Annotated in this window: 30 protein-coding genes and 1 riboswitch; of the genes, 4 read left to right on the forward strand and 26 right to left on the reverse strand. The window is 35.5% G+C overall.

The window, feature by feature from the left end:
• Positions 1-10 precede the first annotated feature (10 nt).
• The 5 genes from ACUN0F_RS26010 to ACUN0F_RS26030 form a co-directional block, all read right to left on the reverse strand.
• Entirely contained in the window at positions 11-1,033 is a 1,023-nt protein-coding gene (locus tag ACUN0F_RS26010; RefSeq protein WP_149294105.1) for an NAD(P)H-dependent glycerol-3-phosphate dehydrogenase, read from the reverse strand.
• Between the two features lie 18 nt (positions 1,034-1,051).
• Complete coding sequence (der, locus tag ACUN0F_RS26015; RefSeq protein WP_001125888.1) at positions 1,052-2,362, reverse strand: ribosome biogenesis GTPase Der; 1,311 nt, start codon at positions 2,360-2,362, stop codon at positions 1,052-1,054.
• 124 nt (positions 2,363-2,486) lie between these two features.
• Positions 2,487-2,672, reverse strand: a complete 186-nt coding sequence (locus ACUN0F_RS26020; RefSeq protein ID WP_000979052.1) for a capping complex subunit for YIEGIA — start codon at positions 2,670-2,672, stop codon at positions 2,487-2,489.
• Positions 2,669-3,562: a YIEGIA family protein gene (locus ACUN0F_RS26025; protein WP_000141603.1), complete on the reverse strand. Its 894-nt coding sequence runs from the start codon at positions 3,560-3,562 to the stop codon at positions 2,669-2,671. The genes ACUN0F_RS26020 and ACUN0F_RS26025 overlap by 4 nt, the downstream gene beginning before the upstream one ends.
• A complete protein-coding gene (locus tag ACUN0F_RS26030; protein ID WP_046955225.1) occupies positions 3,555-4,166 on the reverse strand; it encodes a YphA family membrane protein in 612 nt (203 codons plus the stop codon). The genes ACUN0F_RS26025 and ACUN0F_RS26030 overlap by 8 nt, the downstream gene beginning before the upstream one ends.
• 116 nt (positions 4,167-4,282) lie before the next feature.
• On the opposite strand from ACUN0F_RS26030, the gene ACUN0F_RS26035 reads away from it, so the two are divergent.
• Positions 4,283-4,417: a YpzI family protein gene (locus ACUN0F_RS26035; RefSeq protein WP_000513900.1), complete on the forward strand. Its 135-nt coding sequence runs from the start codon at positions 4,283-4,285 to the stop codon at positions 4,415-4,417.
• Between the two features lie 330 nt (positions 4,418-4,747).
• Here the strand turns inward: ACUN0F_RS26035 and ACUN0F_RS26040 are convergent, their stop codons facing one another.
• The 4 genes from ACUN0F_RS26040 to ACUN0F_RS26055 form a co-directional block, all read right to left on the reverse strand.
• Positions 4,748-5,797: a type 2 isopentenyl-diphosphate Delta-isomerase gene (locus ACUN0F_RS26040; RefSeq protein WP_000251026.1), complete on the reverse strand. Its 1,050-nt coding sequence runs from the start codon at positions 5,795-5,797 to the stop codon at positions 4,748-4,750.
• A gap of 12 nt (positions 5,798-5,809) precedes the next feature.
• Entirely contained in the window at positions 5,810-6,958 is a 1,149-nt protein-coding gene (gene rpsA, locus ACUN0F_RS26045) for a 30S ribosomal protein S1 (RefSeq protein WP_000229549.1), read from the reverse strand.
• 334 nt (positions 6,959-7,292) lie between these two features.
• Positions 7,293-7,970 carry a (d)CMP kinase gene (cmk, locus tag ACUN0F_RS26050; protein ID WP_000361262.1) on the reverse strand — a complete coding sequence of 226 codons (678 nt, stop codon included), beginning with the start codon at positions 7,968-7,970 and terminating at the stop codon, positions 7,293-7,295.
• Positions 7,971-8,098: 128 nt separating this feature from the next.
• Positions 8,099-8,272, reverse strand: a complete 174-nt coding sequence (locus ACUN0F_RS26055) for a YpfB family protein (protein WP_000738047.1) — start codon at positions 8,270-8,272, stop codon at positions 8,099-8,101.
• 180 nt (positions 8,273-8,452) lie between these two features.
• On the opposite strand from ACUN0F_RS26055, the gene ansA reads away from it, so the two are divergent.
• The gene (gene ansA / locus ACUN0F_RS26060) at positions 8,453-9,427 is read left to right on the forward strand and encodes an asparaginase (RefSeq protein ID WP_000822014.1); all 975 of its coding nucleotides are present in this window, start codon (positions 8,453-8,455) and stop codon (positions 9,425-9,427) included.
• Positions 9,428-9,463: 36 nt separating this feature from the next.
• Here the strand turns inward: ansA and ACUN0F_RS26065 are convergent, their stop codons facing one another.
• From ACUN0F_RS26065 to ACUN0F_RS26120, 12 genes are all read right to left on the reverse strand, one after another.
• Positions 9,464-10,444, reverse strand: coding sequence for a YpdA family putative bacillithiol disulfide reductase (locus ACUN0F_RS26065; RefSeq protein ID WP_001168484.1), 981 nt, complete (start codon positions 10,442-10,444; stop codon positions 9,464-9,466).
• Positions 10,445-10,553: 109 nt separating this feature from the next.
• Positions 10,554-11,084, reverse strand: a complete 531-nt coding sequence (locus ACUN0F_RS26070) for a peptidoglycan recognition protein family protein (RefSeq protein WP_001240648.1) — start codon at positions 11,082-11,084, stop codon at positions 10,554-10,556.
• 79 nt (positions 11,085-11,163) lie between these two features.
• Positions 11,164-11,400 (reverse strand): DUF3961 domain-containing protein, encoded by a 237-nt coding sequence (locus ACUN0F_RS26075; protein WP_001983018.1) that lies wholly within the window; start codon positions 11,398-11,400, stop codon positions 11,164-11,166.
• Between the two features lie 92 nt (positions 11,401-11,492).
• Positions 11,493-11,702 (reverse strand): hypothetical protein, encoded by a 210-nt coding sequence (locus ACUN0F_RS26080; protein WP_000426773.1) that lies wholly within the window; start codon positions 11,700-11,702, stop codon positions 11,493-11,495.
• A 78-nt stretch (positions 11,703-11,780) separates the two neighbouring features.
• Positions 11,781-13,067 (reverse strand): NAD-specific glutamate dehydrogenase, encoded by a 1,287-nt coding sequence (gene gudB / locus ACUN0F_RS26085; protein ID WP_000225171.1) that lies wholly within the window; start codon positions 13,065-13,067, stop codon positions 11,781-11,783.
• 351 nt (positions 13,068-13,418) lie between these two features.
• Positions 13,419-14,027: a genetic competence negative regulator gene (locus ACUN0F_RS26090; RefSeq protein ID WP_001235391.1), complete on the reverse strand. Its 609-nt coding sequence runs from the start codon at positions 14,025-14,027 to the stop codon at positions 13,419-13,421.
• Positions 14,028-14,104: 77 nt separating this feature from the next.
• Positions 14,105-14,980 (reverse strand): MerR family transcriptional regulator, encoded by an 876-nt coding sequence (locus ACUN0F_RS26095; RefSeq protein WP_445540416.1) that lies wholly within the window; start codon positions 14,978-14,980, stop codon positions 14,105-14,107.
• Positions 14,980-15,756 carry a metallophosphoesterase gene (locus ACUN0F_RS26100; RefSeq protein ID WP_000637808.1) on the reverse strand — a complete coding sequence of 259 codons (777 nt, stop codon included), beginning with the start codon at positions 15,754-15,756 and terminating at the stop codon, positions 14,980-14,982. The genes ACUN0F_RS26095 and ACUN0F_RS26100 overlap by 1 nt, the downstream gene beginning before the upstream one ends.
• Before the next feature lie 58 nt (positions 15,757-15,814).
• On the reverse strand, positions 15,815-16,294 hold the full coding sequence (locus ACUN0F_RS26105) for a LysM peptidoglycan-binding domain-containing protein (RefSeq protein WP_001231547.1): 480 nt from the start codon (positions 16,292-16,294) through the stop codon (positions 15,815-15,817).
• Positions 16,295-16,316: 22 nt separating this feature from the next.
• Positions 16,317-16,880 (reverse strand): CPBP family intramembrane glutamic endopeptidase, encoded by a 564-nt coding sequence (locus ACUN0F_RS26110; protein WP_001025770.1) that lies wholly within the window; start codon positions 16,878-16,880, stop codon positions 16,317-16,319.
• Positions 16,880-18,409, reverse strand: coding sequence for a RecQ family ATP-dependent DNA helicase (locus tag ACUN0F_RS26115; RefSeq protein ID WP_046958919.1), 1,530 nt, complete (start codon positions 18,407-18,409; stop codon positions 16,880-16,882). The genes ACUN0F_RS26110 and ACUN0F_RS26115 overlap by 1 nt, the downstream gene beginning before the upstream one ends.
• Positions 18,399-19,460: a helix-turn-helix domain-containing protein gene (locus ACUN0F_RS26120; protein WP_088083019.1), complete on the reverse strand. Its 1,062-nt coding sequence runs from the start codon at positions 19,458-19,460 to the stop codon at positions 18,399-18,401. The genes ACUN0F_RS26115 and ACUN0F_RS26120 overlap by 11 nt, the downstream gene beginning before the upstream one ends.
• A gap of 298 nt (positions 19,461-19,758) precedes the next feature.
• Between ACUN0F_RS26120 and ACUN0F_RS26125 the strand changes: the two genes are divergently transcribed.
• Positions 19,759-20,007, forward strand: coding sequence for a ferredoxin (locus ACUN0F_RS26125; RefSeq protein WP_001151994.1), 249 nt, complete (start codon positions 19,759-19,761; stop codon positions 20,005-20,007).
• A gap of 123 nt (positions 20,008-20,130) precedes the next feature.
• On the opposite strand, the gene ACUN0F_RS26130 is transcribed toward ACUN0F_RS26125, so the two are convergent.
• Complete coding sequence (locus ACUN0F_RS26130; RefSeq protein WP_000810851.1) at positions 20,131-20,709, reverse strand: ECF transporter S component; 579 nt, start codon at positions 20,707-20,709, stop codon at positions 20,131-20,133.
• Positions 20,710-20,871: 162 nt separating this feature from the next.
• A riboswitch (FMN riboswitch) is annotated at positions 20,872-21,011 on the reverse strand.
• Positions 21,012-21,256: 245 nt separating this feature from the next.
• On the opposite strand from ACUN0F_RS26130, the gene ACUN0F_RS26135 reads away from it, so the two are divergent.
• Positions 21,257-21,943: a hypothetical protein gene (locus ACUN0F_RS26135; RefSeq protein WP_000711800.1), complete on the forward strand. Its 687-nt coding sequence runs from the start codon at positions 21,257-21,259 to the stop codon at positions 21,941-21,943.
• Positions 21,944-21,973: 30 nt separating this feature from the next.
• Here the strand turns inward: ACUN0F_RS26135 and ACUN0F_RS26140 are convergent, their stop codons facing one another.
• The 4 genes from ACUN0F_RS26140 to resD all read right to left on the reverse strand — a co-directional run bounded on the left by ACUN0F_RS26140 (position 21,974) and on the right by resD (position 25,885).
• Entirely contained in the window at positions 21,974-22,588 is a 615-nt protein-coding gene (locus ACUN0F_RS26140; protein ID WP_445540417.1) for a peptidoglycan DD-metalloendopeptidase family protein, read from the reverse strand.
• 86 nt (positions 22,589-22,674) lie between these two features.
• On the reverse strand, positions 22,675-23,256 hold the full coding sequence (locus ACUN0F_RS26145; protein WP_445540418.1) for a cob(I)yrinic acid a,c-diamide adenosyltransferase: 582 nt from the start codon (positions 23,254-23,256) through the stop codon (positions 22,675-22,677).
• A 137-nt stretch (positions 23,257-23,393) separates the two neighbouring features.
• Entirely contained in the window at positions 23,394-25,169 is a 1,776-nt protein-coding gene (gene resE / locus ACUN0F_RS26150) for a sensor histidine kinase ResE (protein ID WP_088083022.1), read from the reverse strand.
• Positions 25,169-25,885 carry a DNA-binding response regulator ResD gene (resD, locus tag ACUN0F_RS26155; RefSeq protein ID WP_000426862.1) on the reverse strand — a complete coding sequence of 239 codons (717 nt, stop codon included), beginning with the start codon at positions 25,883-25,885 and terminating at the stop codon, positions 25,169-25,171. The genes resE and resD overlap by 1 nt, the downstream gene beginning before the upstream one ends.
• Between the last annotated feature and the right edge of the window lie 256 nt (positions 25,886-26,141).

Genomic DNA, 26,141 nt, shown 5'->3' on the forward strand with positions numbered 1-26,141 from the left:
TCGCTTTTCTTTAAAGTAAGTCAGGTATAGCTTCCACTTCATGTTTTCGAACACGTCCCATTAATGAGCCTACTGCATCTTTCACATTATTCCCATTGAATAGCACGTCATATAAGGCAGCTGTAATCGGCATTTCAACTTCCATTTTCTCTGCTAATTCGTGAGCAGCTTTCGTTGTTCTTACACCTTCTACAACCATACCCATGCTTTCTAACACCTCTTCTAAAGAGTATCCTTTTCCAAGCATATTTCCAGCGCGCCAATTTCGGCTATGAACACTTGTACAAGTTACAATTAAGTCTCCCATACCAGTTAGACCAGCAAACGTTAATGGATTTCCACCCATTTTTCTTCCTAAACGAGCAATCTCCGTTAAACCACGTGTCATTAATGCCGCTTTCGCATTATCACCTAATCCAAGTCCATCAGTTATCCCAGCAGCTAATGCGATAATATTTTTTAACGCACCACCAAGCTCAACTCCAACGATATCTGGATTTGTGTATACACGGAAGTAACTATTCATAAACAAATCTTGTACTTCCTCAGCCGCTTCCATACGCTTTGCTGCAGACGTAACAGTTGTCGCTTGACGTAAACCAACTTCTTCAGCATGACTCGGTCCAGATAGTACAACAACATCTTTAATCAAGTCCTCTGGAATTTCTTCCTCAATCACTTCCGAAATACGTTTTGATGTACCAGGTTCAATCCCTTTACTTGCATGAATCCAAGTAGTCGGACCTGCTACATATTTCTTCATATCTTGTAATACCTCTCTATACGCTTTCGTTGGTACTACAAGAAGTACTACATTTACATCTACTAATGCTTCTTCTAAAGAAGAGTAGGCTGCGATTGTGCTTGGCAATGTAATTCCTGGAAGATATCGACTATTCTCATGTTTTGTATTAATCTCATCCATAAGTTCAGAACGATTTCCCCAAATACGTACATCATGTCCATTGTCAGCTAATACCATCGCTAACGCTGTTCCCCAGCTACCTGCTCCAACTACTGTGATTTTTGTCATAAAATCACATCCTCTCCATTAGTCTCTTGCTCTAGCGATAATGTGAATCGGCGTTCCTACAAAACCGAACGCTTCACGTAAACGATTCTTTAAGAAGCGCTCATATGAAAAGTGCATTAATTCTGTATCGTTTACAAATATAACAAATGTTGGTGGTTTTACCGCAACCTGTGTCGCATAGAAGATTTTCAGACGGCTACCATTATGAGTTGGTGTTGGATTCATCGCTACCGCATCCATAATTACATCATTTAATACGTTCGTTTGAATACGGATACTATGGCTTTCATTTACTTCATTAATAACTGGTAATAATGTTTGTGTACGTTTTTTCGTTTTCGCAGATAAGAATACAATCGGTGCGTACTCTAAAAATTGGAAATGAGCACGGATGTTTTCTTCAAATGCTTTCATTGTTTTTTCATCTTTTTTCACTGCATCCCATTTGTTTACGACGATAATAACAGCACGTCCTGAATCATGAGCATATCCAGCAATTTTTTTATCCTGTTCAATAATTCCTTCTTCTCCGTCTAAAACGACTAAAACAACGTCAGAACGTTCAATCGCTCTAAGCGCACGAAGTACACTATACTTTTCTGTACTTTCGTATACTTTCCCTTTTTTACGCATACCAGCTGTATCGATGATTACATAATCTTGACCATCTTTACTATATGGTGTATCAACAGCATCACGTGTCGTTCCCGCTATATTACTTACAATTACACGTTCTTGACCAAGAAGTGCATTTACAAGTGATGATTTCCCTACATTTGGACGTCCAATTAAAGAGAAACGAATTGTTTCATCATCATACGCTTCTTCTTCAATCTTTGGAAAATGATTTGCAGCTTCATCTAACAAATCACCAAGTCCTAAGCCGTGTGTACCTGAAATCGGGAATGGCTCGCCAAATCCTAATGCATAAAAATCATAAATATCACTACGCATTTCTGGATTATCAACCTTATTTACCGCAAGTACAATTGGTTTTTTAGAACGATATAAAATTTTAGCAACTTCTTCATCTGCTGCAGTTACACCATCGCGACCATTCGTCATAAAAATGATAACATCTGCTTCATCAATCGCTACTTCCGCTTGTTGACGAATTTGTGTCAAGAACGGCTCGTCTCCAATATCAATTCCACCTGTATCAATAATGTTAAATTCGTGATTTAACCATTCTCCCGCACTATAAATACGGTCTCGCGTTATACCTGGTATATCTTCTACGATTGAAACTCTTTCTCCAACAATTCTATTGAAAATAGTAGATTTTCCTACGTTCGGGCGGCCTACTATTGCTATTACTGGTTTCGGCATATACTTTCATCCTTTCAACTTGCTTCTGTTTATTATGTAAAAAACCCTTCTTTGTGCAAGAAGGGATTTGCATTCCAGAATATTTCTCAGCGTATCAAAACACCTCACATTATACCACACGTTACTAATGTTTCACAATAATATATACATTCTCTTGTAAGCGATGCGCAATACCATCTAAAATTGCCTCTAAATTATTTGCAACAAATTCTAACTCATCTGTCGATTCACAAGTAAACAAAGGGGCACCACCAGCAAATTTCTCCGGCGTTGTTGTAATAACCGCGAGAATTACACTTTCTAACATCATCTTTTATCTCCCCTTCCTTTCGGGGCTTCCGATGACATATGAACAGCACTTTCTAACGTCGGCACATTCCCTATGACACCTATCGCTTTCTCTGCATCTTGATCTTGTGGCAAGACAAAAATCCCAACCCTACCATCTTCTAAATCACGCTTTGCTAGCGGCACAAGCGCTGGCGTACCAGAATCTCTATAAATCCCTAAAGCAACAGAAACATCATGTAAAATAGCTTGTCGTTGTCCTAAGTTAGAGATTGTCACCATCGCATCAATTGTTTTCGGCCTTAAAATAAAGCCCATTCCATATTTCATAATTTCCTCTTGCCTTGCTGGTAATCCAATATTCATAATGTAAATATTATCAATATACAGCCCCGCTCCTTCAAAACGAAGTGGAACATGCTCGATATCAACAAGATCATGTAACCTTCTGCCAGACATTAATTTTTTCGCAATAATAAATGCGATTATAGCCATAATTACTCCAGCAATCCATGAATGGAATCCTATATACGCAAACGTCGTTGCAAACGACGTTAACATCGCCAAATAGTTTCGACTTTCAAAAACTAATGCAATCCCTTCAATATATGTATTTCCACGCGGTACGAGCTCATATCCATCTAATTGTTGAAGGGTATTTCTTTCCATATTACGCACATCACGAAACTGTGTTGCTGCTAATGTAAGAAATGTAATAGCAGAAAAATCTTTTTTCAAAATTGACGGAATTGCAATCGCTCCTAAAGCCGCTGCAATTAACCCCATCGCAACGTGAATAATTTTCCCGTGGAGCCTCGTCGGATATTGACGCGTATCTGTCCGGAGCATTAGCACTCTCGTTACTGTCCCCGCTATTACTCCGCATAAAATGGCCGGTGTATATTCAGTCATGTATTACCCTCGCCTTTCTTTTACGTGATTTCCTCTTGAACTGTTCCATGTATACTGATGCTTTTGCAATCCAAAACAAAATTGCCATGAAAAATGTAGCAACGGCGACGATATCAAAAAACGCTAAACTTCCGTAATCATAAGGGAAATGTAGTTTTCGAAAAATAAGTGTCACTAACAATTCCCCCTGTAACATTCCTATATAAAGAGAACATAATCGTAATATGCGATCCTCATGCAATAAAACCGATGCATACACAAGAGCACCACTTACCAAAAACAACCTGTCCACCACAATCCAAATCGGATCATATACTTCTAACAAATGAAAACTTGTATATAACATTGCAATAATAAGTGCCGAAAGTAAGCTATATAATTTTTTCCAAATAGAATATAGTGCGATTCCTATAAAAGCAACAATACAAAGCAAAAGTGCATTTACTGATACCGTGAATGAAGCAATCGTTACATGTAACGGAGAGCAAATAATAAAAATCAATATACAAGCGCTTATCTTCCACCGCATAGAGTCCTTTTTCATAAAAAAAGTTACAACAATCCACCCTATCCAAGCTAAAAAATAAAAAGTACTCCCTTCCATCATTTCACCTCCTATGTTTTCCATTATGGGAACTTTTTATGAAAGTTAATCCACTTTCTTCGCGCATAGTTTTTTCATATAACAGCAACACTTTTAATAAGGAGGTGCTATTCATTATGGGTAAAGATCGTCAAGAACGAAAACTAAGAGAATCACGACGCGTTGAATCTGATCGTGACCAATCACTACAATATCCGGGTGCAACTGGGCTGGATACACCAGAGCAAGCCCGAAAACAAAATCAGCACTAATGAACACAAAAAGACGGTTTCGATATTGTACGAAACCGTCTTTTACATAATTATTTTAATGATTTTTACTTATATCAAAATAATATTTAACATCCGAATTTTTCTATGGTTTATTTTTATCTCTACCTATTTTTCCTTTACAAAATTAAACCCTCCCCAATAATTCAGTAGAAAACTATCTACATTTTCCAGCCTCTTTTTCAGTCGCAACTTGCACAAGATAGTGTTTATATAGGAATAATTTTATTTTGATAGAATATTAATTCCATTCCTCACCTTATATTACTAAAACGAACAAAAACAAAAAAATCAACCAAACGGTTGATTTTTTTATCTTCTACTATAATGCGTCGTATCAATACCACGCTGTGTTAACCAATGATACGTTTCGCCCTTTACAACAAGAGGTACAGCCTGTAACTCTTCTATCGTCTTTGCACCAAGAGCTGTCATAATAAATTTCAAATCTGTATGTAAAAGATCAATTTCATCCACTAACTTCTCGATACCATCTTGCATTAAAATACGTAAAAAGTATCCAGCAAACGCAGTTGTATTCGCCCCTAATGCGATTGCTTTCGCTACGTCAAGCGCTGTTTGTATACCCCCAGATGCAATAAAAGAGAGGTTATTATTTGTAGAGGTTGCTTCAATAATCGAGGTTGCTGTTCGTATGCCCCAGTTATTAAAATAAGAAAGCATTCGCTGTCTTCTTTCATTTTCAACAGCAGCAAAATTTGTACCACCTTGTCCACCAATATCAATTGCCGTTACACCTATGCTCGCTAACTGTTGTACGGTTTCCTTACTCATCCCAAATCCAACTTCTTTCACAATGACAGGAACCTTACTATTTAATACAATTTTCTCAATGCGCTGAAGTACACCAGTAAAGTCACGGTCTCCTTCTGGCATCGTTAACTCTTGTATGACATTTAAATGAATTTGCAATGCATTCGCTTCAATCATATCAACGGCACGCTCTGCTTGTTCGATAGTTGCCTCACTACCTAAATTAGCAAAGAAAACACCATTTGGGTTTACCTTTCTAATAATCGTATAAGAAGCAGCCTCACTTTCATCTTTTAACGCCGCCATTTGCGACCCTACAGCCATAGCAAGATTATGATGTTTCGCTACATATGCTAATTGCTCATTAATATGTAACGTTTTCTCTCCCCCACCACCAGTCATCGCATTGATAAAAATCGGCGAACTTAGTGAAAGTTCGCCGATTTTTGTTTCACATGTTATTGTGTCATAACTTGAATTTGGCAATCCTTGATGCACAAAATCAATATCATGAAAGCCATGCGTACGAGACTGACCAGTAGAAAGAGCGTATTCAATATGATCTAATTTACGTTTTGCCCTTACCACTTGTACCCCTCTTTATTTCTTTAATTTTTTCAGTTGTTCACCAATAATATCACTTAATTGGAAAGTAGCAGAATCAGCATTTGGTTCATACTGACTGTAATCCTCAATTACATTATTTTCCTCAAGCGTTTCTTTTATACTTAAAGAAATACGTTTCTCTGCAACATGGACTTCAAGCACTTTCACTTTTACTTCTTGTCCCATTTCCAATACTTCATTTGGATTTTTCACGTGACGATTTGCAATTTGAGATACATGCACAAGACCTTCAACGCCAGGTAAAATTTCAACGAATGCACCGAATGTAACAAGACGTTTTACTACTCCCTCACGAATATCTCCAGCTTTTATTTCGCCAGCAACATTCTCCCAAGGTCCTGGCTGTGCTGCTTTAATTGATAAAGAAATACGTTGTGTATCAGCATCAACAGATAATACCTTTACCTTTACCTTTTGACCTTGCTCTAATACTTCAGAAGGTTGCTCTACACGTTCGTGTGAAATTTGTGAAATATGAACTAAACCGTCCACACCACCAACGTTAACGAAAGCACCAAAATCCGTTAATCGTTGCACTGTTCCTTCAACAACGTCTCCTTCTTTTAATGAAGAAATCGCTTCTTTTTTCTTAGAATCTAGTTCTAATTCTACTACTGCTTTATGCGAAAGGATTACACGATTTTTTTCGCGGTCTAATTCAACAATTTTCACGGCTAATGTTTTGCCTTTATAGTCAGTAAAATCTTCTACATAATGTACTTCTACAAGTGAAGCTGGGATAAAACCACGAACACCAAGGTCCACAACTAATCCACCATTCACGATATCTTTTACAGTAACATCAAACACATGACCAGAAGTAAATTTCTCTTGTAATTCTACCCATGCTTTTTCTGCATCAACAGCACGTTTAGATAAGACAAGATCATCTTCTTCTAATTTAATAATTTTTAATTCTAGTATTTGATCTAATTCTACAACATCGCTTGCTTTTTCAATATGAACGTTAGCTAATTCACTAATTGGAATTACGCCATCTGTTTTGTATCCAACATTTACAAGCACTTGTTTCTCTTCAACTTTCGTTACAGAACCTGTAACAACGTCACCAACTTGTAATTCTTTTGAATCCATAACTTCTTCATTCATTTTCTCTACCATGGAAATACCTCCCTACAGAATTGACAAAGCATTTTTTATGTATATACGAAATGAAAACATATGTTTTCATTTGCATGTTTAAGAATTTATCATCACATACTCAGTTTTCATACATTTCACTAGAAAATATATTAAACCTATATAAATAGTATACAGCAAAATCATCTTGAAGAAAGTATGTTTTGAAATATAATAGCGAATATATTCTGAAAGTTTTATCCTTCTTTTACTAACTTCTTACAAATCCGATCATTTGTCAAGGAAAGAGACTCACAATTCACGCATCCTTTACATTTCTATATAAACAAAAAAAGAAAGAGGTTATCCCCTTTCTTTATTTCGCAAACACTCCTGAAACAATACTCATAATTTTTTGGACAACTTCTTCAATTGATAAAGAAGTTGTATCTAATTCCAATGCATCATCAGCTTTCTTTAGAGGAGAAACCTCGCGTTCTGAATCTAATTTATCACGCTGAGCAATTTCTTTTTTTAACTGCTCTAAATTAGAATCGAAACCTTTATTTATATTTTCTAAATGTCTTCTTTCTGCTCTTTCTTCAACAGAAGCAAGCATAAAGATCTTCACTTCAGCATCTGGTAACACATGTGTACCAATATCACGGCCATCCATTACAACGCCGCCTTTTTCCGCTAACTCTTGTTGACGACGTACCATTTCTTCACGAACAAGGCGATGTTTCGCCACAATAGATACTCGATTCGTCACCTCAGGTGTACGAATTACTTCAGAAACATCTTGTCCATTTAAAAATACAAGTTGTGTATTTTCTCCTTGCTGAAACTCAATATTTACATTCTTTACAACTTCCATTAACTTCTCTTCATTTTCAATGTCCACTTTTTGTTCAAGGGCTGCATATGTAATCGTGCGGTACATTGCGCCTGTATCAATATAAACGTAAGAAAGTTTCTTTGCCACAACTTTTGCAACCGTACTTTTTCCAGCAGCTGCTGGACCATCTATAGCAATTGAAATTCGTTTATCCATTGTAACACCTCATTTTTTCACTTATAAAACAAAACGAAAAGCAGGTATTCTCCTGCTTCTTCTCATTTGCTTCACGTCATTAAATCCTCAATTATTGTAGCATAATCCTCCATAGAAGAAAATGAAAACTACCTATTCACCTGTAAGATTTCTGCTTTGTTTTTTACCATGACACCTTCATAATAAACAATTTTAGATAAATATTTCACTGATGACTTATGTATAAATAACAATTGCACAACAGAAAGACAAATGAATTGTATTACTAATATACGAATAAAAATTTTCTCCATCTTTTTCAATGTAATTGCTCCCTCCTATCCTACATTTACACATTTCGTTTCGTGATTTTATACATCGTATATATAGCAGCTAACTTTATTGTCATTTTCGAGGCATACTTTTATACATTTCCATTGTCGAATTTACTCAAAACATGTTATGTTCTAAATGTATTTTTCAACTTGAAAGGGGTATAAGCATTGAAAAGAATCCTAGTTTTACACACAGGTGGAACAATTGCAATGGAGGAAGATAAAGAAACTGGGGTCGTACAGCCAGGTGAAAAAAATCCTCTTTTAAAATTTATTCCTGATTTAGAAGGCGATGTTGATTTAATCGTTGAAGACGTGTTCCATCTACCATCTCCTCATATGACACCGAGCGAAATGTTACAATTACAAGTCATCATTGATGAAAGAGTAAAACAAGACAACATTCATGGCGTAGTCATTACGCATGGTACGGATACATTAGAAGAAACAGCCTATTTCTTAGATTTAACAGTGCAAGCAACTATTCCGATCGTTGTAACAGGTGCAATGCGTTCTAGTAATGAATTAGGTGCTGATGGTCTATATAACTTCTTATCGGCTGTAAAAGTAGCTAGCTGTAGTGAAGCTGCTGAAAAAGGTGTTTTAGTCGTATTAAACGACGAAATCCATTGCGCTACAAATGTAACGAAAACACATACAAGTAACGTGGCAACATTCCAGAGTCCACAGTATGGCCCAATTGGTATGGTAACAAAGCGCGGCGTTGTATTCCATCACGCTTTAGTACACCATGAAACATATTCAGTAAATAAGGTTTCTAAAAACGTAGTTGTTCTAAAAGCATACGCTGGTATGGACGATACATTGTTAGCAGCAATTGAAAACCTTCCAGTAGATGGGATTGTTATTGAAGCACTTGGACAAGGTAATTTACCTCCAAGAACACTTCCTAGTCTAGAACGATTAATCGACAAAGGAATTCCTGTCGTATTAGTTTCTCGCTGTTTCAATGGCATCGTGCAAGATGTATATTCATATGAAGGTGGCGGCAAACAATTAAAAGATATGGGTATTGTATTCACATACGGTTTAAATGCTCAAAAAGCACGTATTAAATTATTAGTTGCATTAGAGAATACAAATTCTCATGAAACAATCCAAAATATGTTTATGCACAATTAAAAAGAAGCTGTCGAAGTTTATTTCGACAGCTTCTTTTTATATTTCCCTTGACGCAATGGTTTGCGCAATCGCATCCCCATGAAATCGACCGTTCTCAATAAATATTTCATTTGCATTATTTCCAGCAGCAATTACACCTGCAATGAAAATATTTTCAGCGTTCGTTTCCATTGTATCCTCTGCATAAATCGGACGTCCTGTTTCTTCATCAATCCGAACACCCATCTTCGTTAAGAAACTATGATCAGGATGGTAACCAGTCATCGCAAATACAAAATCATTTTGGATTGTATATGCCTCATCATCGACTGTAAACGTTACTGTATGTTCAGTAATTTCTTTCACGTGAGCCCTGAAATGCATTTGAATTGTGCCGCTTCGTACTAACGCCTCAAACTCCGGCAAAATCCACGGCTTAATGCTTGGTGAATACTCACTTCCGCGATATAAAACCGTTACACGCGCACCGGTTTTAACAAGTTCTAACGCGGCATCTATACTCGAGTTTTTCCCACCTATAACTACTACATCTCGATCAAAATAAGGATGTCCCTCTTTAAAATAGTGAGCTACTTTCTTCAGTTCCTCGCCGGGAACATTCATATAATTTGGATTGTCATAATATCCAGTTGCTACAACAACATATTTCGCTATATATATTTCTGTACTTCCGTCACGCTTTGTTGTCTCAACATGAAAAACTTCTCCATCTTTTTGTACTTTCTCCACTCGCTCAAAAGCATTTACACGTACAGATTTACGCTTTACTACTTCACGATAATACGCAAGCGCTTGATTTCGAACTGGCTTACGATTTTCTGTAATAAAAGCTACATCACCAATTTCTAATTTTTCACTAGAAGAGAAAAATGTTTGATGAGTTGGATAATTATAAATCGCATTTACAATGTTTCCTTTTTCAATTACTAACGGATTTATCCCTACCTTTTGCAACGAAATTGCTGCTGCTAATCCGCACGGACCGCCTCCAATTATGATAGCTGTTTCTTTCTGCATACTCAGCTCACTCCTAGTCTTCTACCAATACGCTATTTATAAAAACAAGAAAAAACCTACTTACAGCAGTAGGCACCTATCTTTATTGTATTCATTTTTCATATATTTGTCATCTAAACGAAACGTACATCCGATAGACATCTGCTAAAAACTGCTGAAATTTAATACCTTGTTTCCCTAATACATTTTCAGGATCAATCTTTCTAGCTGGGTCAAGTGTTTTATGTGATACGATATCTTTCTTCGGATTCAAGCCGAAGTTTTGACATAAATACGCATGATACCACGTAAAACGGGTATATGCTTCCCAAAAGTTAACATCACCGCCATAACAAAGTTCCACTCCAATGGCAGCCTTATTAGCATCATAACCATATAAGTCATTATCTGTCGGCACACCATATCGAACGTGATAGGCAACTTCATTTATAGGAACAATTTCCAATATTGTTTTATCATCTATAAATGTATGTGCCGAAGCTTTCGGTTGTATTTCATTAAAATAATCCCGATTCCCTATCGCATTGCTACCAGGGTTCCCCGTATCATGACTTACAATAAACCTTACTTTAGAAAGAGGAATTCCCGGTCGTGAACTTCCATACCCAATATAGTTACGCTCTATAGGAAACATCGCCATTACTACCAACTCCCGCTTCAGAAGATTACCTTACTTCTTTATATATGTATTCGGTAGCAATGTCCTTATCGCATATTTCTTACGCGAAGAGAAAATCGAAAATATTTGATGTGAACACCATAAATAATAAAATACTTACAGCAACTCCATAAAAACCGTAAAACCAAACACAATCTTCTTTCGTATCTAAACCGAAAAATTTATTTACAGATTGTAATAATGTGCCGCGCTTACTTTGTTTGTTTCTTAATACTTCCACTCGTTCTACAACATCTGCTGGCATCATAAATCTTTGGTCTACTGTCATTTTCATCATTTATCTCTCCTTAAAATCATTTCCGTTTTGTTTATCTAAGGAAAGTATAGCACGTTTGTTCGTATAGAACAAGCGTTCTTTTTGTTTTTATTTTATTTTTCAACAATCCAAGTAAGAATTGAGATTACAAAAGCGATAATCGGCCCTACTACAACTGCACCAAATATTAAAAACAGTAGTCCTTCTCCGAACATCCGAACGTTACTTGTTTTTCGGGCTTTCATCGTTCTTGAGAGTTCTCCCTCTAACCTCTTAACCTTTTCTTCTAATTGTTCTACTCGTTCCATCATTTCATTTTCCATATACAACACCTCACACTAATACTTCAACAAAAAAACGTGATTCCCTCGAAAGGAATCACGTTTTCTCACGATATAATATTATACCCAACCTCTGAAGCGACTTGCTTCAGCCATTTTACGAACACCGACCATATACGCAGCTAAGCGCATGTTCACTTTACGAACTTGTGCTGTTTCATAAATAGAATCAAATGATCTTACCATTACTTTTTCTAAACGTTGTTCTACTTCTTCTTCCGTCCAGTAGTAACCTTGGTTATTTTGTACCCACTCAAAGTAAGATACTGTTACACCGCCAGCACTTGCTAATACGTCTGGAACAAGTAAAATTCCGCGATCTGTTAAAATTTTAGTTGCTTCTAATGTTGTTGGACCATTTGCAGCTTCAACAACGATTTTCGCTTTAATATTATTAGCATTTTCTTCTGTAATTTGGTTCTCAATTGCAGCTGGAACTAAAATGTCGCAATCAAGTTCTAACAATTCTTTGTTTGAAATTGTATTATTAAATAGTTTTGTTACTGTACCGAAGCTATCACGACGGTCTAATAAATAATCAATATCTAATCCGTTTGGATCATGCAATGCACCGTAAGCATCCGAGATTGCAATAACTTTCGCGCCTGCATCATGCATAAATTTAGCTAAGAAGCTACCAGCATTACCGAATCCTTGAACAACAACGCGTGCACCTTTAATATCAATGTCGCGTTTTTTTGCAGCTTCGCGAATACAAATTGTTACACCTTTCGCCGTTGCTGTTTCACGTCCATGTGATCCACCTAATACAAGTGGCTTACCTGTAATAAATCCTGGTGAATTAAATTCATCAATACGGCTATATTCATCCATCATCCATGCCATGATTTGAGAGTTTGTGAATACATCTGGAGCTGGAATATCTTTCGTCGGTCCTACGATTTGGCTAATTGCTCGTACATAACCGCGACTTAATCTTTCTAACTCACGGAATGACATTTCACGTGGGTCACAGATAATTCCACCTTTACCTCCACCGTATGGTAAATCAACAATACCACATTTTAAACTCATCCAGATTGAAAGTGCTTTCACTTCATTTTCTGTTACATTCGGATGGAAGCGAATTCCACCTTTCGTTGGACCAACAGCATCATTATGTTGTGCACGATATCCTGTAAATATTTTAACAGTCCCGTCATCCATACGAACTGGTATTTTCACTGTCATCATACGAATTGGTTCTTTTAATAATTCATATACTTCGTTTGGATAACCCAATTTTTCTAATGCTTCACTAATAACAATTTGTGTCGAATTCAATAGTTCAAAATGTTGTTCCCTTTGTTGTTGTGTTTTTGTTTGAGTTCCCTTTTCGGCTACCATAGTAAGTAAACCCCCTGTAATTTCACTTGTTTAGTAAACCTTCATTGCCTAGTATACACCGTTAAATTTGGAATGCAATAGAAAACGCTAACAAATATATACAAACTATTTCCTGTTGCAAGCGTTTTCACTATCATTATAGTCCTTTTATTGCTTTTAGAAAAGTAAAATACTTAAATATTTAAATATTTTTTATTTTACTTATATATAACAACTTAAGAAGATATTTTTAAGTATAGTAAAGAGCGCCCAAATATTTATGATTCCCGCTATACCATTAATCGTTTTGACATTTTCAAACCAATATTTTATGTTTCTCCAAATAAAAAACAAAACCTTAGCTTTGTTATATTAGCTAAGGTTTTGTTTTTTCACAAAGTAATTGTGTATTTGTTCAATTGCTTGAGAAGCCATTAATTCTTTACCATACTCCATTAGACGATAAATAGTTGCTGTAGACGGATTACCATATTCCGCTAAAATAGCTATAAAATCTGCCTTCAGTAATTGAACTTGCTCCTCTTCTTCCATCCAAAGATAGAAACGCCCATCCCACGTATATAGTTTTCCGCCAGTTACATCAAGGTTATATAAACGATTCGACAGGTTAATTACGTCATCTAGTGTAGCAAACTCATAAAGTATATGCTCGCTTTCATCTAGAGTCACTTGCATTTCAATAAACTCGTCACGGAACTCATCATCTGTATCCACATCTTGATGTTCTTTCGTTACAATTACGACCATTCCTTGCGCTTGTAGAGAAAATACTTCAACTGCAATCGGACCATCCGCTTCAAACCCTAGTTCCTTATTTGCTTCTTGCATCATATCACGAAATAATTGCTGTACTTTCGGTGCATTTCTCCACAAATCTTCTTTCGTTAATCCTCGTTCAGATAAATCATCAAATGTTAAGAAAATTTTTATCTTATTGTAATTTAATCGTTCCAGCCTCATCTCATACCCTCCCTACGTAACCAATGAATATAATTTTTATTATATGAAATAGAAAATAGATGGTTCTTTTCGAACAACTATTCTAACATTTTTAACCAATCATCCCATTCTTCTTTCGTATCACCAATTAGGCATGTTTGAATGTTCAACTGATCTCGAGCACCTATTTCTCCTATAAACCCAACAGAAAGTTTCTCACTTGTTTCTTGCAACAAATTCATGTCCTTCATCGCGTTCTTAAGTTCTCGTTCCTCATCAAAAGAGACTACTACATATGTAGGTTGTATTTGCTCAACAGCTAACAAAATACCATCTTCCGCTAAGCTTGACCTAATATATATCACCTCATATCCTTTTAAGCGTAAATACGTTGAGAAAACAAACCCTTTCAACATATTATTTTCTAACACGACAACTTTGTGTATAGAAGAAAATGATGATGCATTATGATACACCATTCCTAGACGAGTTTGTAAAAATGATACGACATATTGGAATTGCACCATTGTAACTTCATTATTATTTTTTAACGTTAACAATTTATTTGACACTTGAAGAACAATACTTGCTATGACTTTTTCTGTTGCATAAATACTGAAAGCCTCGTTTAACAATGCAGAAGTTGTAATTTCATCAAATTTTAACAAAGCTTGCAGTAAATCGTCCACTAAAACAACTTCTCTATCGTAATGTATTTCTTTTTGAACATTCCTCTGCAAACGATTCCCTTCTAATAATTGAACTGCTTGTCCAATCATCATGCCAGAAGAAACCTTGTCCATTAACCATTTCAAAATTTGAATATGCTCTTCTGTATATAATCGATGCCCCGCATGATTCCGCTTTGGGGCAATAATTTGATATCGTCTTTCCCATGCACGAAGCGTACTCGGCTGAATTCCAATTATATTCGAAACAGCTTTTATGTTATATTTCCCGTTTAGAGTTGGCATCATTTCCCTCCGCATAACGTAATAATATGTGTTTGAGCAGGTGCTCGGAAGCGAAGTGGAATCAACGTTGTTCCATACCCATTACTAACAAAAAGAGTCATATTTGAATGCTTATATACGCCACCTTTTAAATATTTTTTAGATGGGAATAATCGAATCTGTCCTCCATGTGTATGTCCACTTAACACAAGTGAAATTTGTTCTTTTCCAGACATTTTATTTATTATATCAGGGTTATGGCTAATTAATATGCGAAAACCATCTTCTTTGCAATCAGCCAAAGCTAAATCTAAACGATCACGCTTCAAACCAACATCATCTACACCGAGTAAACAAATTTTTTCTCCTAGTTCAGATTCAAATACAACTCTTGTATTATCTAAAACTTTCACATTATTTTCTAATAACAAAGCATCTAATTCATGATATTCAATCTCATAATCATTATTTCCCCACACAAAATATACAGGAGCTATCGCTCTTAACTTTTGTATATTCGCAGAAATTTTCGATAAAGGGACGCCTCTTTCCGCTAAATCACCACCAATAATTACAAGGTCTACTTTTCCTTTTACTTGTTCAATTAATGAACTTGAAATGACCCTTCTATGAATATCAGAAATAAAAAACACCTTTACTTTTTGAAAACTTTTCGGAAATTCTTCAAAAAGTAAAGTATGTTCTAACACAGTATTACGCATCGCTTCTGTATACATTACAAGAAGAAATATAATACCAATACATATGAGAGCACTTAATAAGATAATCCATATCATATATTTTTCACTCCCTTCCGCAGAAAGATAATCCTCAGTTTTTATAGTAGGTATGTTACTAGCTATCCTGTTTTGCGGACTTATCTTTTATGGGAATTTTTATTTCTTGACCTACATTCACTTCATCTTCTTGTAAATCATTATACTTTTTAATCACTTCAATCCCAGTTTCATCTGAAAAATATTGCTTCGCTATACTTTCTAAAGTTTCTCCTTCTTTTACCGTATGCGTTACTACTTTCTCAGTTGTTGCCTCAGACTCAGATTTAGCTGAATCAAAGAAAATGACCTCAAACGCACTTTTCCCAGCGTTATTACCATCACTTTTCACCTGAATATATTTATCTGTATACCATAAGATACTAATTGGTAGTAATATGAATAGAAATGTTAAAACTCGGACGAAAATATGATTCATTTTAAACTTTTCTTTTTTCTCTTTATTTCTATGAATTTCACTACGCGGCGGTAAACTTTCTTTTTCTTCCACTCGCTCAACTTCTAATTCCTCTTCGAAATCAGGAATTCGTTTTCTCATGTTGTTCACCACCACCTTCCATTTATTTTCTTAATTGGAGTCCCATTATAAAATCAACAAGAAAGTGTGCAAAGATTGTTATAAATAAATTTCCTGTCCATTCAAATACATAACCAAAGACAAAACTAATGAAACAGACGAAACAAAACAAAAATGGCTTTGTTATATACCGAATATGTAACACTGCAAATACTAAACTAGCTATTACAATTCCAAAGTGCGTCTGCACTACACCTCTAAATAAAAATTCTTCTGCAAAGCCGATAATGAACGTAATAACGAGTAGGTGCATAACTGACATTCCTTGAAACATCTTATCGTTAATACCACCATCATCAAACCAAGACTCTGGAAATACTCGCATTGCAACATAATCTAATAACACAATACCAATCGCCAACAAGCCACCTATTATAAGTATAGACACCGGTTCCCACTTCCACAGACTATACACCGATTTTATATCTCGGAATAATACATATGCTAGTAAACAACCGATACCGATAATAATGAACTGTGTGATATACAGATTCAGCCTTATTTCTTTCGGACTCATATCTTCAATATTATGCCTTTGAATGTTCATCATTCCCCCATCTTTTCTAGACCGAAAAGCTTTTGTAACTCTGTTTCCCAATTATAGTCGAAATCCGATTGTTGCGCTTGTCTTTTTTTATAATCTGTTTTTGTAATACCACAATAGTCACAGCAATTTTTCAACTCGTTCTCTTTTCTATAACCGAACTGTTGTAACAAATATTCACGCCTACATTCTTTCACTTGTATCCACGATTTCATGTTTTCTAGCTCACTATATTTATTACGTAGCCTTATTTCTACTTCAGCTATTAATCTGTTCATAATTTCATCTGACAAGCCCTCTAATTTTAATTTTCGCTGTTGTATGATTCCAAGCTGTTCAAGATGATAGCGGATGAAGCGCCAATATTGTTCATTAAATCTTGCTGCATTATAACAAATTTCTTCTACCTCTTCTATTGGTAATTCTTTCGTTTGAAACATTCTTTCTTGTAGTAAAGAGAATAAAAATTGTATTTGCGACTGACTTGGCAATTCATCTTCAATTATTGAAATTGGTAAATCGTGATCTAACGGACTACATAGTAAGATAGCTATACTCGGTTCACCATCTCTTCCAGCTCTTCCGATTTCTTGTAAATAGGAAGCTATATTAGTCGGATAATGAAAATGAATAATATAGCTCGTATTCGACTTATTTACTCCCATACCAAAAGCACTTGTACATATTACAAGCTGCAACTGGTCATTCATAAACTGCTGTTGAATTAACATACGCTCTTCATGTTCCATACCACCATGATAAAAAGCAACACCAGTCACGCCTTTTCCTCTTAAATACTCCGTTAAACGTTCTGTCCACGCTCTGCTTGAACAATATACAATCCCTGGCCCTTGTAAATACATCACCTGGTTCAAAAGCGCTTCTTTCTTCTCTTCTATCGTCTCCACAAATTGTACTTCCATCGCAATATTTGGACGATCAATAGAGTATACATGCTGCGTCACTTTCTTCAAATCTAAGCTCTCTGCTATATCTCGGAGTACATCTTTTGTCGCTGTTGCCGTTAATGCTAGCACCGTAGGAGACCCGATATTTTCAATGACTACATTTAGTTTTTTATAGTCTGGCCTAAAATCATAACCCCATTGTGAAATACAATGAGCCTCATCCACAACAAATAATGAAATATGAACTTTCTTCAATTCTCTTATTAACACTTCCGACTGCAACATCTCTGGTGAAACAAAAATAAATTTATATGAAGCTAATTTTTTCATCGCTTCTCTTTTTTCATGTAATGTCCGAAAACTATTAAATGCTATTACTCGGTTTTTCACAACATACTTTAATTGTGTAACTTGATCTTCCATCAAAGATAATAATGGTGATACAACAAGCACGGTTCCTTCTTGCATTAGCCCTGGAAGTTGATAGCACATAGACTTCCCCCTTCCAGTCGGGAGCATTGCTATAACATCTTTTCCTTCTAATAAATCTGTAATTACCCCTTTTTGCCCTGTACGAAATTCAGAATATCCAAACCATCTATATAAATATTCCTCAAGCTTCATTTATACCCTCCATCCGCGCCAATACAAGACGAACTTCAAAATAAGAGATACCCTCTCCAACCGCTTGTTTCAACTCACGCAACTTACGTGTTTGTAATGTCTCAATTACTTTTGTTACTTTATCTATTTTGTCTTTTTCCATAAACATCTCGATTGAAAACTCTTTTTCCCGCAAAGCAATTTCAACAAAATGATCTTCTATCGTTGCAACCTTTAAATTTCTAATTGTCGCTATTTCATCTAAGGAGCGTCCTTGTCTCCAAAAATTATATGTTTTTTTCGTTGATAAACTAAATAATTCAGCTCTCTCATTTGGATAAGAGATAATCTCAGCCAATAGCGGAAATTCATTTTCTTTATCGTGAACTTCTTGTATAAAGAAGTGAATTGTACCCCAAAATAAAAAATACACCCGGAATATATCTTGTTTCGTAATTTCCGCTAATTGCTGCAATGTACAACCGATACGTTCATATCCTGTTAATCTATATGTTACAATCGTCGCTTCTACCACATCACCTTTTCCTAAAAGATTATGTATTTCTTTCCATAATCTTTTAGCCAATTCACTTCGCCTATATGGTATACCTGTTAAAAAACGTTTTACCCACATCATTATTTCTGTATCTTGTTGAATGGGAATAAACTTCGTATTATTCTGTTGTAAATTAGATATAGTTTGAATAATTAATGATAATCGTTTCCAAAATGTTTCACCTAATTCACCATAGTGTAAACCATGTAAATACGTGGGAAAAGCATACACTTCCTCCCATGTATGTAACTGCATTTTACCTTTAGATGTTAACAAATATGTATTTTCATGTATTTCTCGAATCAAATCTACTTGCAACAACTTTGCAACTTCCCGATCATAGTCTGTTCTATTTAACGATTTATATATTCCAAACAAAAATGAAATTCGGAACATATTTCCATCTTGTAACGTTTGCGAAGATCGTTTTCCTTTTAATAAATAATAAATAGAAGAAACGGTCCTTTCACCATTCAATTGTTTTAAACAATACAATAAAGTATATTGTAGTTGCATTACCGCTTCCACCTTTCAATCTAGCTTAATTACTTTTTAGTATGATTGCACTATTCTATGTTACTCATTAAACTTATCATATCGGCACTATGTACTTGTATATAGTATATTGTACCAAACGAAATAACATTTACGTATTTTGAAAATCTTATGACATAATGCAAAAATTAGTTGACACTCTAATTGATAAGGATTATCATTATAATTTTATGTTGAAAAGTTTTAAAAACCGTTTTACAATAAGGTTATAATTTTTATGGCGAGCTTTTCACATACATATTATCAGGAGGGAAAAAAGATGGCAAAATATACAATCGTTGATAAAGATACTTGTATCGCATGTGGTGCTTGCGGCGCTGCTGCACCAGACATTTATGATTATGATGATGAAGGTATTGCATTTGTAACGTTAGACGATAACCAAGGTATCGTTGAAATTCCAGATGTATTAATTGAAGATATGATGGATGCATTCGAAGGTTGTCCAACTGACTCAATTAAAGTTGCTGATGAATCATTTGATGGCGACTCTTTAAAATTCGAATAGTCTTTTATTAACTTCAAAAAATATCCCTCATTCATATGAGGGATATTTTTTGTTTTCTATTTTCATTCTACTTAATAAAAAACCACTAGTAGTTCCATACTACTAATGGTTTTATTTTATATTTTATGCATTTTTCATTTTTGCAAACACCCATACTTTCAGGCGTGAGAATAACGCTACAAATACAATTGTCACAACAATTCCTTTAATCAAATTAAATGGTAAGATTGCCGTTACAACCGTTGTTCTTATAGCCTCGCTAGACATAGCTGGTGAATTTAAAAACCAAGTGTAAGCTGGGAATATAATGATGTAATTTAATACACTCATAATGAGCGCCATTGTAATTGTCCCTAGCATTAATCCTGTCGTTAAACTCTTAACAGTACGATACTTTCTAAATAAGAAAGCTGCCGGTCCAATAAATAAACATCCTGCAATAAAGTTAGCAATTTCTCCAACTGGCACTCCCGTTAAACTCCCTTGAATCCCGTAATGTAAAATATTCTTTATCGCCTCTACAATTATCCCTGCAACTGGCCCGAAAATAATTGCTGCAATTAGAGCTGGTACATCACTAAAATCAATTTTTAAAAATGGCGGAAGCCCTGGAAACGGGAAATCCAACATCATCAGTAAATATGCAATACTACTTAGCATCGCTACACTCACCATCTGCACTACACTGTTTTTTTGTTTCATCTTTCTCTCTCCTTTTCCATCGATCATCTCATGGAAAGTGGAAAGGTTCTGCTATGCCTACTTTTTCATAGAACGAAAAAACCCTTTGTGTTTTACACAAAGGGAGAATTTAAGGCACATCAAACAGACGTTCAAATCCATATCTTTTTTGAACGCTTGAACCTCCATCTTCTCCCATCCAGACTATACTGTCGGCTTTGGAATCACACCAAATCCTGCCTTAACGGCTCGCGGGCTTAGAACAAAATCACATATAGTTCATCACCGCCGGTCGGGATTTTCACCCTGCCCCGAAGATAGACCGATATTCTATTTTCCACTTTATTATACAACAACATAATCGTATTGTGAACAAAAAAAGCGTAACTTATTAAAAATAAGTTATTAATTTTATATAACCAAAACCAATCACTATATTTTACAATACACCCCAGATTTTTTAGTATTCGGCATTTCCCCTATGAATCCCCTAGTCATATATAATGAAAAGTGATAAGATGTTGAATTGTTAAGATAAGAACATTTTCTGGATTATGGAGGAAATGTCATGAAAAAAGAAAAGAGACACTCTATTCGAGAAGCAATGAAAAAAAACTTAAGAAAAGAATACTTTTACTTAAAAAAAGAATTACTTTTCTACTGTCCAATTGATTTAGGCACATTCTCAAGCGAGACATACTATGCTGCTTTCGATGAAGATGGCATCAGTATTTATCAGTATGATAAAAAAACAGAGAGTAAATTAAAACTGTGTGAGCGTCACCCATGGAAGAGTTGGAATAAAGTGAAGGTGGATCATTATTTGACAACTTCTCAATTTATTTTTCAAGGTGAGCGAAACTGGATATTATCCCTTTTCCAAAAAGGAAAAGAAGCTCAAAAAATAATTGAAGAGCACACATCTTTACAAACTGAAGTTGTTTCCCGCTCTTTCTTAAAAAAACTTCCAGGGTTCCGTTCTAATGCACCGTTGAATAAATACATCGGCAGCATTTGCTACACTGCACTTATTGCATTTTTATTAAAATGGATGATTCCATTTCAAGCACCACAAATCGCCCTGTACTCCATTTCAATCGGTTGTATGCTTCTTGGTTTACTTTGTTTGACAATCGGTTTAATCGAACCGACTATTGTACTATTTCGAACGAACGAAAAAACAAGAACGAAAGTATTTTACTTATATAGCTACTTAGCTATTTCTGGATTTATATGTGTCTTTATTTTTTGGTAAAAAAAAGAGCTAGTTTAACTAGCTCTTTTTTTACTTTACGTATAATTGTTGATTTGGATAAATCCGATCTTGCTGCAGTCCATTTTTTTCTTTAACTTCCTTAACTGACATACTAAATTTCCGGGCAATACTAACTAAAGTGTCCCCTTTTTGGACGACATATAAGGATGAGGAAACAACTTCATTTCTCTGTTCATTTAGAACAAGCGATGGATTCATCGCATTCTTTTTCGCCATCGTCCATCTTCCTTGATGAACTTCTAAATGTAAGTGTGCACCTCTCGATTCTCCTGTATTTCCTACTTCTCCAATTATGTCTCCTTTTGAAATATAATCCCCTTGAACTACATATCTCTTATTTAAATGTGCATACACGGCCTCATATTCTCCATGTTTAATAAATACAACGTTTCCATAACTACTTGAATAATAAGACTTTGTTACCTTACCTTCTTGAATAGCTGCCACAGGCGTGCCAATCGGTGCTGCTATATCTATACCGTAGTGTTTTCCATGCCTTGTCCCAAAATAATCACTTATCTGCCCTTCAACAGGCCATGTCCATTGATTTCCCTCTGCGTACACATGTAATTGAGATAAAAACAATACCGTCAATAACATGACGCCACATTTTAACACTTTCATATACATCCTCCGTTTTCTAATTAACACCATACCTTCTCTTATTTTGGTATATTACAGAAAAAAGTATACAAAAAAAAGAAAGTGAATCACTCCACTTCCTTTTCGTTTTTATCACGAAAAACGATTGCACTGCGATTATACTCCACATCTTTTACTTGTAATCGAGCGTTTATTACTCTAGCTACCGCAAACAAATAATCAGATAATCTATTTACATACTTTAGAACAACTTCATTTATTTCCCCTTCTTTTTGCAAGGACACTACACATCGTTCTGCTCGCCTTACAACTGTACGTGCAATATGAATAGCAGCTGCCGCTTCGCTTCCACCCGGTAAAATAAAACGCTCTAACGGCGGTGCTTCTTTTATATACGAATCAATCCTTCTTTCTAAGCTTTCAACCATTTCAACCGTTACTTTATAAGGAATTTTCCCCTCTACTATCGCCAAGTCTCCCCCGCAATCAAATAGTTCATGTTGAATATTTTCAAGTTCATTGTAAATATCTCCAAAAGATCCGCCTTGTAGCTTAGTCATTGCATATCCAATATGAGAATTCGCCTCGTCTATCGTGCCATATGCTTCAACTCGGATATTATCTTTATCCACTCTGCCGCCTATTACACTTGTTGTCCCTTTATCTCCTGTTTTCGTGTATAATTTCATCGCTTCACGACACCCCTCTTGCTATTCTTCATTCGACTAAGATAGAAAAAAAGTTCTACTGTTATTTATTTAATTGATTTTACAAAAAAATAAATAACAGTAGAACTTTATTCATTATCAACTTTAAAAACGTATATCTAAATTATACGATTTGGTAAATATACAGAGAATGTAGTTCCCTCTCCAACAACACTTGAAACAGCAATTTTACCATCATGGCCTTGCACAATGTTTTTTGCAATCGCAAGCCCGAGTCCTGTTCCACCTTTTTTCCCACGTGTTCTTGCTTTATCAGCTTTGTAGAAACGATCAAATAAAAATGGAATATCTTCTTCTGGAATGCCAGCGCCCGAATCTTGTACTTCAAAAGTAAGACCATTATTTATCGTATTAATTACAAGCGTTACATGTCCGCCTGCATTCGTATGACGAATTGCGTTATCAATTAAATTCGTCAATACTTGTTCCATACGATCTGCATCAAATGGGTATTGCTCAATTGGATTTTGGAAATCAACTGTTAATGTGACTTCTTTATCCTTTGCAATTCCTTGGAATTTACGACCTATTTTTTCAACGAAAGGATGAATATCAACTTCACCTATATGTAACTCTACATTACCACTTTCCATACGCGCTAAATCTAATAGTTCATTTACAAGTTTACCTAAACGAACAGATTCATCATAAATGATTTGAACAAACTCATTAATTTCTTCTTTCGTTTGCACAATATCATCTAAAATCGCTTCACTATACCCTTGAAGCATTACCATCGGTGTACGAAGTTCATGTGATACGTTTGCAATAAAGTCTTGACGCATCTTCTCAAGACGGCGTTCTTCCGTCATATCACGTAATACAGCTACAGCGCCACGAATTTTCGTTTGGTTGTAAAGCGGCGTCATAAGAACTACATAGTTCCCTTTTTGTAAATTAATTTCAACCACTTGTTGTTGTTCACTTTCTACAACGAGATGGAATAGTTCAACAAGTTCAGAAGGTAGTTTTTTACTGAGCTCTACTTCCTTTTCCTCTTGCCAAACTTGTAAGAAATGTTCAGCCGGCGGATTAATTACAACGACTTCACCTTCTTGATTTAACGTAATAACCCCATCTGCCATACTACTTAAAATACTTGCTAACTGTTCTTTTTCTTGCTGCAAGGCATTCATATTAAACTTCAACTGTTTCCCCATTTGATTTAAGGCCGTTGCAAGCTCACCAATCTCATCCTGAGATACCATAGGTGCTTTCGCATCAAACTTCCCACGCGCGACCTCAAAAGCAACCTCACGCATTTTACGGAGTGGTGCTGTAATTCGAGTAGATAAGAAGAATGCAAAGAACGTTGTTAATATAATCGCAATCCCTGCTGATAAGAATATAAAATCAGTCGTTCTCTCCATACCTTGTATCGGTACTTGTAAAGATTCGTATACGAACACTGCACTTTGATTTTTTGAATGCACTGGTTTTCCGACAATCATAATATCATTTTCAGTGTTTTTATTCTTTCTACTATTAGAGGCTTTTCTAATGTTATTCTTAATTTCTTTTTTGTCTGTAAACACAGCCGCTAATTCTTTATCTTCTTTCAAATCATCCATTGTAAGAGTGACTAACCCTTCTTGTTTCGGCGAAGAAGATATTTCTTTACCATCTTCTACAATAATAATCCTTGAAAGGGGATCAGAGAATTTGTACGCGATATTCTCAATCGTTTTTACATCGGCACCTTCTTCAATTAACTCTGAAACACTTGTTGCAACTTTTTGAAGCCTAGCTTCACTCATATCAACATAATATGTTCTAAAAAACTGTGAAAGTAAAATCGCAACAAATCCAAGAACAAACGAAACGAGAAGTAATATAGTCATCCATAACTTCCCTACTACACTTCTCCAAAGCATCAGTCGTTCACAACCTCAAATTTGTAACCTACGCCCCAAACGGTAACAATCATCTTCGCAGCATCTGGTGATTTTTTGCTTAACTTCTCACGTAAACGCTTTACATGCGTATCAACTGTACGTAAATCTCCGAAGAATTCATATTGCCATACTTCTTTTAACAATTGCTCACGATCAAATACCTTATCAGGCGCTTTCGCTAAGAATAATAGTAATTCGTACTCTTTCGGTGTTAAGTTTACTTCATTACCATCTGCTGTAACACGGTGTGCATCATTATCAATTGTTAAATGAGGGAACACAGTAACATCTTTTGTCGTTGTATCTTGTGTAAAGAACGTTGTTGGTACAGAACGGCGTAAGACCGCTTTCACACGAAGCACTACTTCACGTGGGCTAAATGGTTTCACAATATAATCATCAGTTCCTACCTCAAACCCTTGTACTCGGTTTACTTCTTCACCCTTCGCTGTCAACATAATAATTGGCGTCGCTTTTTTCTCACGAACCCCTTTACACACTTCAATACCATCTTTACCTGGCATCATAAGATCTAATAGGATTAAATCGTAATCATTTTGCAGTGCCATTTCTAAAGCTGTATCACCATTGTCCGCTTCTTCAATTGTGTATTGTTCTCTTTCTAAATACATTTTCAACAAACGACGAATACGATCCTCATCGTCTACAATTAAAATTCTTGATTCATTTTCCATTTCTACCCGTTGCGTACTTTTACCACAACGGTTTACACCTACCCTTCTACACTAGTATGTTGCGCTATTCTCGTTTATTTAAGCAATCTTCTAAATGTTTCACTTCCCATATTATGCTTCACAAGAATAATAAAGTTTGTTCAATTTTTTTCCAAAACTATGTATTTTTTTTGAACAGGATATAATGTCCTCGACATCATTTTACAAAATCAACCGCTACTTTGTCATGTTTTTCTCAAAAAAGAAGAAAAATTGA

The sequence above is a fragment of the Bacillus sp. 1A genome (assembly GCF_052682215.1).

Bases quoted from the DNA above. Each gene is read 5' to 3' on its own strand.
- ACUN0F_RS26010 (WP_149294105.1), bottom strand. From the start codon at position 1,033: ATGACAAAAATCACAGTAGTTGGAGCAGGTAGCTGGGGAACAGCGTTA.
- der (WP_001125888.1), bottom strand. From the start codon at position 2,362: ATGCCGAAACCAGTAATAGCAATAGTAGGCCGCCCGAACGTAGGAAAA.
- ACUN0F_RS26020 (WP_000979052.1), bottom strand. From the start codon at position 2,672: ATGATGTTAGAAAGTGTAATTCTCGCGGTTATTACAACAACGCCGGAG.
- ACUN0F_RS26025 (WP_000141603.1), bottom strand. From the start codon at position 3,562: ATGACTGAATATACACCGGCCATTTTATGCGGAGTAATAGCGGGGACA.
- ACUN0F_RS26030 (WP_046955225.1), bottom strand. From the start codon at position 4,166: ATGGAAGGGAGTACTTTTTATTTTTTAGCTTGGATAGGGTGGATTGTT.
- ACUN0F_RS26035 (WP_000513900.1), top strand. From the start codon at position 4,283: ATGGGTAAAGATCGTCAAGAACGAAAACTAAGAGAATCACGACGCGTT.
- rpsA (WP_000229549.1), bottom strand. From the start codon at position 6,958: ATGGTAGAGAAAATGAATGAAGAAGTTATGGATTCAAAAGAATTACAA.
- cmk (WP_000361262.1), bottom strand. From the start codon at position 7,970: ATGGATAAACGAATTTCAATTGCTATAGATGGTCCAGCAGCTGCTGGA.
- ACUN0F_RS26065 (WP_001168484.1), bottom strand. From the start codon at position 10,444: ATGCAGAAAGAAACAGCTATCATAATTGGAGGCGGTCCGTGCGGATTA.
- ACUN0F_RS26070 (WP_001240648.1), bottom strand. From the start codon at position 11,084: ATGGCGATGTTTCCTATAGAGCGTAACTATATTGGGTATGGAAGTTCA.
- ACUN0F_RS26075 (WP_001983018.1), bottom strand. From the start codon at position 11,400: ATGATGAAAATGACAGTAGACCAAAGATTTATGATGCCAGCAGATGTT.
- ACUN0F_RS26080 (WP_000426773.1), bottom strand. From the start codon at position 11,702: ATGGAAAATGAAATGATGGAACGAGTAGAACAATTAGAAGAAAAGGTT.
- gudB (WP_000225171.1), bottom strand. From the start codon at position 13,067: ATGGTAGCCGAAAAGGGAACTCAAACAAAAACACAACAACAAAGGGAA.
- ACUN0F_RS26090 (WP_001235391.1), bottom strand. From the start codon at position 14,027: ATGAGGCTGGAACGATTAAATTACAATAAGATAAAAATTTTCTTAACA.
- ACUN0F_RS26095 (WP_445540416.1), bottom strand. From the start codon at position 14,980: ATGCCAACTCTAAACGGGAAATATAACATAAAAGCTGTTTCGAATATA.
- ACUN0F_RS26100 (WP_000637808.1), bottom strand. From the start codon at position 15,756: ATGATATGGATTATCTTATTAAGTGCTCTCATATGTATTGGTATTATA.
- ACUN0F_RS26105 (WP_001231547.1), bottom strand. From the start codon at position 16,294: ATGAGAAAACGAATTCCTGATTTCGAAGAGGAATTAGAAGTTGAGCGA.
- ACUN0F_RS26110 (WP_001025770.1), bottom strand. From the start codon at position 16,880: ATGAACATTCAAAGGCATAATATTGAAGATATGAGTCCGAAAGAAATA.
- ACUN0F_RS26115 (WP_046958919.1), bottom strand. From the start codon at position 18,409: ATGAAGCTTGAGGAATATTTATATAGATGGTTTGGATATTCTGAATTT.
- ACUN0F_RS26120 (WP_088083019.1), bottom strand. From the start codon at position 19,460: ATGCAACTACAATATACTTTATTGTATTGTTTAAAACAATTGAATGGT.
- ACUN0F_RS26125 (WP_001151994.1), top strand. From the start codon at position 19,759: ATGGCAAAATATACAATCGTTGATAAAGATACTTGTATCGCATGTGGT.
- ACUN0F_RS26130 (WP_000810851.1), bottom strand. From the start codon at position 20,709: ATGAAACAAAAAAACAGTGTAGTGCAGATGGTGAGTGTAGCGATGCTA.
- ACUN0F_RS26135 (WP_000711800.1), top strand. From the start codon at position 21,257: ATGAAAAAAGAAAAGAGACACTCTATTCGAGAAGCAATGAAAAAAAAC.
- ACUN0F_RS26140 (WP_445540417.1), bottom strand. From the start codon at position 22,588: ATGAAAGTGTTAAAATGTGGCGTCATGTTATTGACGGTATTGTTTTTA.
- ACUN0F_RS26145 (WP_445540418.1), bottom strand. From the start codon at position 23,256: ATGAAATTATACACGAAAACAGGAGATAAAGGGACAACAAGTGTAATA.
- resE (WP_088083022.1), bottom strand. From the start codon at position 25,169: ATGCTTTGGAGAAGTGTAGTAGGGAAGTTATGGATGACTATATTACTT.
- resD (WP_000426862.1), bottom strand. From the start codon at position 25,885: ATGGAAAATGAATCAAGAATTTTAATTGTAGACGATGAGGATCGTATT.